The organism is Bacillus cereus group sp. BceL062, assembly GCF_051780025.1.
GTDB classification, from domain to species: Bacteria; Bacillota; Bacilli; order Bacillales; family Bacillaceae_G; genus Bacillus_A; species Bacillus_A toyonensis.
The window spans coordinates 310793-323288 of record NZ_JBPWGY010000006.1; the positions used below are offsets into that span (position 1 = coordinate 310793).

Here is a 12496-nt window from a genome sequence, read left to right on the forward strand (position 1 = left end):
AATATAATTAAAAGAAGGAGAATATAGGTTGAAAAAAAGACTTGGATTATTAATAGTAGCTGGCATTTCGATTACCATGTTAGGAGCATGTTCATTATTTGGTACAAAAGACTCTCCAGCAAATGGGCTTTCAATAGAGGTAGAGCAGTTAAATGAACAAACAAGAAATTCTATAATAGACCTATACAAAGATATAACCATATCACAAGACCAATTCAAAATAAAAGAGGGGAGCATAGATAATAACAAACTCAACATAAAGCTCCCGACACAGTTTGGGGATGCTAGGGCAGATACTCCTAGTAATTTAGTATTTATTAGTAGAACAACTGCTGAAAAAATGGACAAAAAGGGGCTTATATATGAAAGGGATAATAATCAGGGGGACATGACTTCAGCCCCTATGGATTCATTACCAAAATCAAAAAAAGATGAAACTATCTTATTTGCGAATAAAGAATATAAGGACTTAAAAGAAATAACATATGATGGGAAAAAAATGAGTACTCAATACGAAGGTGATGTATGGCTAGCGCCATATCGTGGTGGATCAAATGTAATCCTATTAATTGTAGATGATACTTTAATTAAAGAAATAAATGGGAAAGAAAAAACAAGACAATTTCTATCTTTTAATAAATCTTTTGGGAATCTTAATTTAGTCAATCAGGGGAAAGAACCAGAATTAAAAAAGGAAATAAATAAATTGAATACGGCTTTAGGTACTGAGGGTAAGGGAGCCGTTGAATTTGTAAATATTACAGAAAAGTAAAAAATTACTTCTATATCGGTAAAAACTGGTCACCATCAGGTTAAGAAAAATAAGTACACCAAAACGAAAAATCTCACTTCTTATCTGAAAAAAGATGAAAAGTGAGATTTTTTTGCTTAGCATGATAATGTTCTAAAACGCTGATGGTATTACATGTCTATCAAGCTAAGATTGGATTTTTTATAAAATTCCATTTCTCGTTGTTGAACCCCTAGTAACGTTTCGGTTCCGTTACTATACAAACTCAAATTTTTTCCTCATATTAAAGTGGAACAAATTTATTACTTAAATTGTCTATTAAATGTACCCCTAAAAACTTAGTGTCCAAACTTGATACATTGAGTCTGGTTTGACATCTATTTTAAGTACTGCAAAACACGAAGGGACTGATTATCTTGAAAAGTACAAGGATGTTAAAAATAGGGATGTGTGTTGAAGTATTAAGTTTAAGTCTTGCAAGTGTAAAACTTTTTACAGGTGAACCATTTTAGATGGAAGCAAAAGAAAAAGTAGAGAAAACTAAATATGCAAATCATGCGCCTCATTGAGCATTCACGCAACTTGAGAAAAGTTTAACGCTTGACTGGGTGTCTATCCAATCGACGCTGGTACAAACTGGACAGTTACCTATCGATCACCTTACGAACGGTTTGTTTACGCATCTACTTTTAAGGCTCTGATTGCAGGGGCATTTTTACTGCAATATCCAATTGACAAATTAGGCGGTATTTTCACTTATACAAAATATGATTTAGTCAAGTATTCACCAAGTACAGAGAATAAAGTGGATATCGGTATGACTCTTAGGAGAAATTGCGGAGACGGATATTCATTATAGTGATAACAACTGCGGGGAACATTTTATTCGAAAAATTAGAAGTCGATTCTTTTTTACATCAAAAGAATCGTTTTTTACATTCTTTTCATTACGATTATGCTAACAAGAATCATCAAATTAGACGAGTAATTCAAGAACTCACTATTACAAACATTAGATATAGTACAAAGAGATGAAGAACAGCTCACAATTTCCTTACTTTAAAGGGCAGCATTAAAGAATAGATATGTAGTTTGTTCAAGAGTTAATCTAGGTTTTATAATCTGCTGATTAGAAAAATATTTACTAATCTCGATTACCACACTTTTTTAATATAAGTATATTTCTGAAGGTGACTTCAATAAATTTAAGTGAATCAACAAGAGAATTGAAAGGCAGGAGAAAGTAACATGTCAGAAAATTATCGTTCTCGAGAGGAGAGACGACAAGTTAAAAAGAAAAAACAGCCAGCTGCTAAAAAACAAAAAACAAAAGGTAAAACATCATTTTTTCGTAAGTTTTTAATTAGTTGTTTATTACTTGGAATTGTAGGGTTAGTTGCAGGGGTTACTACTTTTTTCGTTATGATCAAGGATGCTCCAAAACTTGAGAAAACAAAACTTGTTAATCCGTTATCCTCAAAAATTTATGATAAAGATGGGAAATTAATATATGAATATGGGAAAGAAAAACGAACAAATATAATGTATGATCAAATTCCTAAATTAGTAGAAAATGCGTTTTTAGCGACAGAAGATGCACGCTTTTACGAGCACAGTGGCGTAGATTTTAAAGGTACTGCACGTGCAGTTTTAGTCAGCCTAAAAGGGGATTACGGCTCTCAAGGTGGAAGTACGATTACGCAGCAAGTTATTAAAAATTACTTCTTATCAATGGAAAAAACGTCAAAGAGAAAGGCGCAAGAAATATATTTGGCGTATAAGCTAGAACAACAGTATTCAAAACATGAAATTTTAGAAATGTATTTAAATAAAGTTTACTTAGGCAACCGTTCATACGGAATTGCAACAGCAGTACATAATTACTATGGTAAGGAATTGGAAGATTTAACACTACCAGAAGTTGCGATGCTTGCTGGTTTAATGAAAGCACCTAATAACTATGATCCAACAAAAGAACAAAATATCAAAAAAGCAACAGAAAGAAGAAATGTTGTACTTGAATTAATGAATCGACATGGTTATATTACAAAAAAAGAAATGGAAGAAGCATCAAAAGTTCCAGTAACAGAAGGGCTTAAGAAAGCAACCGAACAAAAAGAAATGCCATATCCTGCGTTTATGGATGCGGTTGTGAAAGAGGTTGAAAAAGAGTTGCCAGATGCTAATATTGGATCTGACGGCTTAGAAATTTATACTACATTAGACCAAAAGGCACAGGATTTTGCGGACAAGCTTTTAAATGAAAATATTATAAATTATCCAAATGAGAAATTCCAAGGGGCTTTCACATTTATGGATACGAAATCAGGAGAAGTTCATGCAATTGGTAGCGGGCGTGGTGAAAATAAAGCTGTATTTAAAGGACATAATATAGCGATTGAATTAAATCGTTCAGCAGGTTCAACGATGAAACCAATTTTTGATTACGCTCCTGCAATTGAATATTTAAAATGGGCAACTTACCATCAAATTGACGACTCTCCATTTAAGTATTCAACAGGACAAGAAGTTAGAAATGCAGATAGAAAGCATTTGGGACCAATTACAATGCGTGATGCATTGAAAACGTCCCGAAATATCCCGGCGATTAAAACTGCAAAAGAAATAGGAATGAATAAATCAAAAGTTTTCTCTGAAAATCTAGGTATTACATTTAATGTAGCACCGACCGAATCAACAGCGATTGGTACAAATGAAGCGTCACCAACTGAAATTGCAGGTGCCTATGCGGCATTTGGTAATGATGGTAAGTATACGAAGCCACATTTTGTTAAGAAAGTCGTTTATTCAGATGGTAAATCAAAAAGATTTGAGCAAAAGCCCAAACGAGTTATGAAGGATTCTACAGCATATATGATTACTGATATGCTTCGTACTTTTGTTTCTTCTGGGTTGGGTACAGCAGCTAATATAGGTTCTTTAGATGTAGCGGGTAAAACAGGGACAACAAATTATTCTTTAGAACAAATAGCAAAATATAATCTACCAGAAAGTGCAACTCGTGATAGTTGGTTTGCTGGTTATACACCACAATATACGATGGCAGTATGGACTGGTTATATGAAAGATAGTAAAGACGATTATATTAGTAGTAAAAATACGAAAATTTCTCAGTTAATTTTTAAAGAAATGATGAGTAAGTTTGCTACAGATAAGTCGCAATTCAAAATGCCGAACAGTGTAGTTCAAGAAGGTAGCGAATTACGTATTAAAGGTGAGAAACGTGATTCTTCCCCAAATAGGACTGAACAGCCAAGTAATAATAATCAAAATAAGCAACAAGAAAAGCAAAAGAAACCAGAAGAGCACAAGCAAAGTGAGCTAAACAATAGTAGAAGCGAAGGAAATACAACATCGCCAAACAATGGTAGAGGCGAAGGAAATACAACGCCGCCAAACAATGGTAGAGGCGAAGGAAATACAACGTCGCCAAACAATGGTAGAGGCGAAGGAAATACAACATTGCCAAACAATGGTAGAGGCGAAGGAAATACAACGCCGCCAAACAATGGTAGAGGCGAAGGAAATACAACATCGCCAAACAACGGTAGTGGTGAAGGAAATATAACATCGCCAAACAATGGTAGAGGCGAAGGAAATACAACATCGCCAAACAACGGTAGTGGTGAAGGAAATACAACGCCGCCAAACAATGGGGATGGTCGTGGAACGCCAACGCAACCAAGTTATGATGGGAATAGAGGAGAAGATCCAGCAACTAATGGTTAATAAGTAATATAAAGAAATTGTTGATTCTGTTGCAAATTTTATAAACAGGTTGGTAAATGAGAAACAATGTTTAGGAAGCAGCTAGTAATTGTTGAGATTCATTGTACGCTGAAAAGGAGGAGTCTCTTTGTAAAGCGCCCAAAAATTTCTATTCATTATTGACTACTTGATAAATAGATTATGTTACCATTTTAAAGAGTAGACAAAGTTTTTTAATACTTGTTATTAGTTTTGTATGCAGTTAACTTCGGATAATTGATTTTTGTATTCTTCTAATTGGATTAGATATTCAAAATCCTTTTGCAACAACGAAATTTCGTTTTTTTAGTGTACGATGAATTACATCAATTACTAACGATCGCATAAAATCCAACTGCAATCATACCAACTTTTTATCTGCTAAGAAAATTTGCACCAGCCTCCTTTTGAGCCAGCATTTAAATCTTTCTAAATGTACGAATTTCTTTACGATATTATTTAATGTAATGCCTACCCCAGAATTTTTTATAAATTACTATGAACTCCCTCTTGGATTATTGGAAGTTGAATCTAATACTTTACTTTATTTTTTAGGTGTTATTAATAAATATTATTACAATGAGAAGCTAATAGTGAACATTTCAAGAGTGACTATATATTTTTAAGACAAACTGTTGTAGAATTCTTAAGAACTTTTGCCCCTTTTTCTTAAGGATTGGATTCTAGAGTATAAGTATGAATGGGGTGATTAAATATGAATACAATTCACTTTCCTATTTCTGTATATAATGTTCCAAAAATCAGTTGGTGCAGCCCTTCCAAGTTTAAGGTTTATTAGAGATAAAATGATTGAAGGAATTGATTTGAAGAAAATAAATTACATTGTCAAATATGAGCCAAGCACACGTGTATTAAAAGGGAAATTAATTATAAGAAGAAGGAATCTTATTAATTGTAATATGGCTTAGCGGTATATATTGAACAATATATTAGGGGATTGATATCACTATATTCATTATGTTATTTCTTGTTTTCCGTTTTGCAAGTTAACCATAAAGAGACGATAGACATGTCTCACCTGCAAATGTCTTTAATTGTTCAATATGAGAAAAAATGTGGAGGAATAATATGGAGTCAAAAATTCTTATTGTTGATGATGATAAAGAGATTAGAAATCTTATCTCTGTTTATTTGGAAAATGAAGGTCTGAAAACTCAAAAGGCTGAAGATGCTATGGAAGCTTTACAACTGTTAGAAGAAAAGGAGTTTGATCTGATTATTTTAGATATTATGATGCCTAATATGGATGGTATTGAAGCGTGTATGAAGATTAGGGAAGACCGCAATATGCCTATCATTATGCTATCTGCAAAATCTGAGGATATAGACAAAATTCAGGGTCTAGCCTCTGGTGCAGACGATTATTTATCAAAACCGTTTAATCCATTGGAATTAATCGCTAGGGTAAAATCCCAATTAAGAAGGTTTAAAAAATACAATACGTCAATAAATCATAATAAAAGCATCCTAGAAATTGGTGATTTAACCGTGAATACAGATACACGTCAAGTATGGGTAAGGGGAAAGGAAACAAGGCTAACTCCAAAAGAGTTTGCTATTCTCGAACTACTTGCCCGTAACAAAGGGATTGTCCTGAGTGTAGCAAAAATATATGAAGCAGTTTGGAAAGAGGTTTTTTATAAATCGGATAATACAGTCATGGTGCATATTACAAAAATAAGAGACAAAATAGAAGAGGATTCTAAACATCCCATTTATATTAAAACTGTGTGGGGAATTGGGTATAAAATATGAAGAAGGTTAGTTTTAAAAATAAAATAATTATAAAACTTTTGGTTGCTGTTGCAGTTAGTTTTTTTGTTGCGTTTGGTTTAACAATCCTTATGGTGCTATTCGTCATAGATCCATTATTTAAAAAACACGAAGATTTTGGTATGTTTGAACTCAATTTATCATTGTTATTCTTATTCTCGTTCGCAATTTTTAACTTTATAGTAATTTTTTTGATATTGGTTCGAAAGAAAATAGCATATTTGAAGCTCATTTCTGATAATGTGAATGATATTGCCAATGGAAAACTGGGTTTGACAATTGGGATTGAGGGGAAGGACGAATTGACCCAACTTGCTCAAAATATAAATTATATGTCTAAGGAATTGGAGCATACATTTGAACAGGAAAGGCGATTGGAACGTACAAAAAATGAACTTATAACCAATGTATCTCATGACTTACGCACACCGTTAACATCTATTATTGGCTATATAGATTTATTAAAAAGAGGGCAATACAACAGTAAAACACAATTACAGGAATACCTTGAAACCACGTATTCAAAGTCACAGAGGCTGAAATATTTAATTGATGAGCTGTTTGAATATACTCGTTTATCAGGCATAGATGCTAATTTAAACTTTAATGAAGTCGATTTATCAGGTTTGTTGGAGCAAATAGTTGGAGAATACATTCCTATATTTGAAAAGGAAAGTTTAATCATTCAAAAATCAATCACGGAAGAAATAATACCTATTTTCATGGATGTAGAAAAAATGGTACGTGTTTATGAAAATCTGTTTATGAATGCGATAAAGTACAGCATGAAACCTTCCGAATTATCCGTATGTCTTGAATTAATAGATAACAAAGCGATTTTGAAAGTTTCAAATAAAGTCGAGAAGCCGCCTGTTAGCGATCCAAATAAATTGTTTGAAAGGTTTTTCAGGGGGGACAAGGCAAGAAAAGATGACCAGGGAAATGGTTTGGGGCTTGCTATCTCAAAAAGAATTGTTGAACTTCATAATGGTAATATACATGCAGAATATAAAGATGGCTGGATGTCCTTTATTGTTGAACATCCAATCAAATAGATTGGCTTATGGAATTACAGGTTCCATAAGCTTTTTTTTATAAAACTTAATAATTCTTAAGAATTTTACAGCGTGTTTCCTAATTTTCATAGTTTATCATGTATGTATCCAAAGCGATGAAGAGAGAGGAGAAATTAAAAAAGAAATTTTATTTACAATTTTCAAGTGATACATCGTGGCAGTCTCATGGAAAAGGTGGATGCAATACGCCTATTTTGTTAGTAGCAAATAAGAATAGCAACTTATTTTAAAGAAATGAAAAAACAAACGTAGGAGGATATATATGACGAAACCAGTTGTAGACGTGAAAAACGTCCAAAAAGTGTACGGTAAAAAAGGTGAGAACCAATCACAAGCATTAAAAGGTGTTTCATTCTCAATTCAAGAGGGTGAGTTTGTCGGAATTATGGGACCATCTGGTTCTGGTAAAACGACCTTATTAAATGTAATTTCAACGTTAGATAAAGCAACGGGCGGCGCTGTTGAAATTGCAGGAACAGATATTACGAAAATGAAACAAGGTGAGCTTTCTGATTTCCGTTCACAAAAATTAGGATTCATTTTCCAAGACTTTAACTTATTGGAGAACTTATCTATTTACGAAAACATCGCTCTTCCACTTTCCCTTCAAGGTGTTTCATCACGTAATATTGGGCCGAAAGTAGAAAAGGTAGCTGATATGTTAGGAATTTCAGCAATACTTCAAAAGTATCCATCTGAAGTATCTGGTGGACAGAAACAGCGTTCAGCCGCAGCACGTGCGTTAGTGCATGAGCCAGCAATTATTTTAGGGGACGAGCCAACAGGAGCGCTTGATTCTAAAAATGCAACAAGTTTACTGGATGCGATGACAAACTTAAATAAAGAACAAGGTGTATCTATCATGATGGTTACGCATGATCCGTACAGTGCAAGTTACTGTCAGCGTATTTTATTCATTCAAGATGGTGAGCTATATAAAGAAATTCATCGCGGTGGTACACGTGATGAGTTTTATAAAAAAATTTTAGACGTGCTTGCAGACTTAGGCACACAAAAAGCGTAAGAGAGAGGGCTCATGTATGTTATTTAAACTTTCCATGTCAGGACTAAAAAGTAAGTTACAAGACTATATTGTCTTACTTGTTGGTCTTATCGTATCTATTTCTACTTTTTATATGTTTCAAACGCTATCATTAAATAAAACGTTTCTTGAATCTAGCTCTTCTATTCGGGATATTGTATCTATATTCCACATTGGTTCCTTTCTGTTAGCGATTATAACATTTTTCTACATTTTATATGCTAACTCTTTCTTAGTATCTCTTCGCCAAAAAGAGTTTGGTATGTATATGATGTTAGGAGCAAAAAAGCATAAAGTTACACTACTTATGTTTATTGAAACAATCGTATTAGGCGCAGCGTCTCTTGCGATTGGAATTACAGTTGGTGTAGGACTTGCAGAAGGTATCGGACAGTTACTAATGAAGCAATTGGAATTTCCTGGTGAGGGTTATCAAGCATTTTATATTCCATCTATAACTGTTACGTGCATCTTCTTCTTTGCACTATTTGTACTATCAGCAATTATGAGTAGTATTAAATTAGTACGTTTTTCCGTATTACAACTTGTACATGCAGATGCACAAACAGAACGTGTCGCGGTAAAAGGAAAAATGACAGTTGTAGTTGCATTCCTTGGTTTAATTTTGTTAGGTATTGGTTATGCATCACTGACCTATATTCCACAAGCGGGAATGGCTGCTCTTGGATTAATGGCCCTTGGATTGACCACAGCAACCTTTGGTACTTACCTTTTATTTGGATCACTTCTCCCAGTTATGATTAACAAGTTAAAGAGTAATAAAAAACGTAGTGAGAAAGGCCTCAATGCTTTTACTTTTGCACAATTAAATTTTCGTATGAATAGCCTAGCAAATGTGCTTGCCACGGTAGCAATGTTAGTGGCCCTTGGAGCTGGTGGGATTTCTGGTGGTATGGCATTTAAAAACAACGTAATAAAAATGGTTAATGGTAGTGAAATTTACGATTCAGTCGTTCATAATCCAACAACTGAAGAAAAGAAAATTATGAATACTATCTTATTTACAGAGAAGCTTGAATATCATTACAAAATAGATGGTCAGTCTATTTACTATTTAAAAGAGGATTTAGAGAAAAATCGTCCTTTAGTATTGAAAAATAGTAATGAGAGAGCAGAGTTTGGGAAAACAATGAGAGTTTCAGAAGAGTTGCCAATTGGTGCAAACGTGAAGAAGTCACCGCAACAATGGAGTGAAGCTTTCGAAATAATCCAGCCATATTATATGTATCCTGATCATGAAATAAAAATTGTAGACAAAAACATGTACCATAGTATAGAGGGTCGAGAAAGTACTGTGTTTATTGGGAAAACAGATAATTTTAAATCATACTTAAAGGAATGGAAACAACTTGACGAATTACAGTTAGCTAAATATACAAGTATGAAACCTGAAGAACTGAAGAGTAAATATCGAATGTATGATTCTTATCATGGCATGTTCAGTGGATTGATGTTCATGGGCTTCTTCGTCGGAATTGCGTACTTAGCAATGATGGCAAGTTGCCTTATGTTTAAAGTTTTGTCTGGTGCATCCAAAGATTGTACGCGTTATCAAATGCTTCGTAAAATCGGTGTTCGCCGAGAGTTATTAACACAATCGATTTATAAGGAGTTATTCTTCGTGTTCTTAGTCCCAGCAATTGTTGGCATTGTTCATGTATTAGTTGGTATGAACATGTTCGGAGCCATTTTGATTGATCCATATTTTCGTATTTGGTTACCAATTGTTATTTTCGTAGTGATTTACTCCATTTATTACTTCATTACAGTTCAATTGTATAAAAGAATTGTGCTTCCGAAAGAAAATTAATGTAATGATATTATTTATACGAAATATCAACATAATCTGACCCCATTTATTGATCAATCTGAATGGGTTTGGAAATAATATATTGACTAGCACTACGATCCATAAACCATTGGTTCTAGTGTAAAAACTCTAAAATTATATCGTTTACCCTAAGAACGGACTATTTCAATAGTCTGTTCTTTTACGTTCGTAAAGACATGTGTAAGTAGGTTCACGCAAGGATCTTCACTAGAAGGTTGGGCATTATACATTCCATAATTAATAATAATATCTATATTGAAAAATCGACCATAAAATTTTAAAAAAATCCAATATAAACTTTTAGCCAGTAGTTTACTTTCATACTATTGATTTTTATACGTGTTTGATAAAAAATACAATGAGTTGCAAAAAAAACGAAATCTAGTTTGGTATAGTGATGTGCATATAAAAAATCCCTCCTTGCTATATCCCCCAAAAAGAGTCATTGCTGCGAGAGTTATAGACTGTATTTTCAGAAATATTACGAGCGTGTAAGAAAAATGTAAGGTAATTCAATATGAGAAAAATAATCTCACTACTACAATGAATAACAGATACATTCATGAAAAAATCTGTGGTGCGATATCAAGTTATTTTAGTGCTTAAAACATTCGACCAAGTATTGCAGTTTAAATAAGGGAAATCGAAACTAGACCATCAAATGTGACAAGAAAAATGATGATTCTATTTTTCTTACAGATTGTAGTGGCTATGATTCAAAGCAGTATTGCATTTCTAACTTTGCACCAATTAGGACAAAAAACAAATAGGGAAACGTCTGTTATTCAAAGCTCAATTGTTGTATTAGTAAGCTTTGTTTGCATGTAAATTATTTATTTCCTTATTATTAGAAATCACTATAAAAAACGCATATGTACAAAATTATATTCATAAAAAAGATAACCCCAAAAATGAAAGTGCATACGTAGTCAATAGAACATGGATACCAGTATATAATCTTATGTTAATTATTATTAGGAGTAACAATCTATCTAGAATAGTATATAAAAGCTATTAAATATTTAATTTATAAAAACAGAGGTGTAAAATGAACTTTATTTTCGATCTAATCGCTAGTTATGCGATTCCTACGATACTACTCACATTCTTGTTACTACTTGTATTTGTTATTAGCTATTTTGTAGTATACAAAAAGATATGTAAAGGAGAAAAAAAACTTACTGTACAACAAATTATATTGTTTGTATTAATAGCGGGATACTATTCCTTTGCATTATCAGCTACTTCATTTGGTCGTTCAGATGATATGGTTTTTGCAAGAACGTTTGACTTCGATGTACTTAGTGTTTATAAAAAAGCATGGAATATCTTTTCGTTTTCTTCTTTTTTCCATATTATTTTAAATATAGGTATGCTGTTTCCGTTAGGAATTTTATTCCCTTTATTTAGTAAGGTTTTTCAAAAAACAAAATGGATGTTAATCATCTCAATTATAGCAAGTTTATTAATTGAAATTCTTGAATTTACACTGCAACGCGGAAGTATGGAACTATCCGATTTACTTCATAATACTTTAGGCATGATGCTAGGATATTCTGTGCTAAACATAGTTCTTATATTTTTGAAAAAAAAAGAAACAGATACAAAAATAATTAAATATTTATACCTTCCCATTACAGTAAGTTTCCTCGCACTCGGAATAATGATTTCGTATCAAATGAAGGAATTTGGAAATATGCCTATTGATCCCATTACAAAAACTGATATGTCTCATGTTACTATAAAAACATCAATAGAGTTAAAAGACGAAGGGAAAAAAATGCCTGTTTACAAAAATTATGTTACAAAAAAATCACATGTTCGAGATGTTGAAATTCTTTCTCCAAAGGAAGCATTTCAAAAACTGAAACAAGGAGAATTTGATCCTATAGGATCTTTCAAAGCTGGTGATACATTAGTTATTACAAAATATAATTTAGATTACTACACTGATACTAAAGGTTTCTCTCAGCCTATATATGTTTTTGAAATACACGTAAATGATAAAAATATGTGGTCTCAACCTATTTCCGCAAAGAAATAACGTAAATTTGGTTCTGTTGCAAAGTTTTTCAAGAAATAAACAGATACATGAATGTATGAGGAGGCTAGTAGTACTTGCTTTAATTGATAATACATCGAAAAGGCGGAGTCGGTTTGAAGACTTCGCCTTTGTTTGTATAGTGCATGCACAGGGGGGAAGGAGCATCATT

General features: G+C 32.9%; 7 protein-coding genes and 2 pseudogenes. 8 read left to right on the forward strand and 1 reads right to left on the reverse strand.

All coding sequences use genetic code 11. The features are described from left to right. The first annotated feature begins 28 nt into the window (after positions 1–28). The 8 genes and pseudogenes from ACS2MN_RS16690 (at position 29) to ACS2MN_RS16725 (ending at position 12327) form a co-directional block, all read left to right on the forward strand. Positions 29–772 (forward strand): lipoprotein BA_5634 family protein, encoded by a 744-nt coding sequence (locus tag ACS2MN_RS16690; protein ID WP_346994692.1) that lies wholly within the window; start codon positions 29–31, stop codon positions 770–772. A 1227-nt stretch (positions 773–1999) separates the two neighbouring features. Beyond that, positions 2000–4501 (forward strand): PBP1A family penicillin-binding protein, encoded by a 2502-nt coding sequence (locus ACS2MN_RS16695; protein ID WP_346994693.1) that lies wholly within the window; start codon positions 2000–2002, stop codon positions 4499–4501. Between the two features lie 1107 nt (positions 4502–5608). Next, positions 5609–6295, forward strand: a complete 687-nt coding sequence (locus tag ACS2MN_RS16700) for a response regulator transcription factor (RefSeq protein ID WP_098806027.1) — start codon at positions 5609–5611, stop codon at positions 6293–6295. Continuing rightward, positions 6292–7368 carry a sensor histidine kinase gene (locus ACS2MN_RS16705; RefSeq protein ID WP_098806028.1) on the forward strand — a complete coding sequence of 359 codons (1077 nt, stop codon included), beginning with the start codon at positions 6292–6294 and terminating at the stop codon, positions 7366–7368. Before ACS2MN_RS16700 ends, ACS2MN_RS16705 begins: the two co-directional genes overlap by 4 nt. A 283-nt stretch (positions 7369–7651) precedes the next feature. After that, the gene (locus tag ACS2MN_RS16710) at positions 7652–8413 is read left to right on the forward strand and encodes an ABC transporter ATP-binding protein (RefSeq protein ID WP_346994694.1); all 762 of its coding nucleotides are present in this window, start codon (positions 7652–7654) and stop codon (positions 8411–8413) included. Between the two features lie 16 nt (positions 8414–8429). After that, positions 8430–10262, forward strand: coding sequence for an FtsX-like permease family protein (locus ACS2MN_RS16715; RefSeq protein ID WP_098806030.1), 1833 nt, complete (start codon positions 8430–8432; stop codon positions 10260–10262). Between the two features lie 684 nt (positions 10263–10946). Beyond that, positions 10947–11177: pseudogene (locus ACS2MN_RS16720) on the forward strand (ABC transporter permease); the annotation flags it as partial. Positions 11178–11331: 154 nt separating this feature from the next. After that, positions 11332–12327 carry a VanZ family protein gene (locus ACS2MN_RS16725; RefSeq protein WP_098806031.1) on the forward strand — a complete coding sequence of 332 codons (996 nt, stop codon included), beginning with the start codon at positions 11332–11334 and terminating at the stop codon, positions 12325–12327. A 59-nt stretch (positions 12328–12386) separates the two neighbouring features. Here ACS2MN_RS16725 and ACS2MN_RS16730 read toward each other — a convergent pair. Then, positions 12387–12476: pseudogene (locus ACS2MN_RS16730) on the reverse strand (IS6 family transposase); the annotation flags it as partial. Positions 12477–12496: the final 20 nt, after the last annotated feature.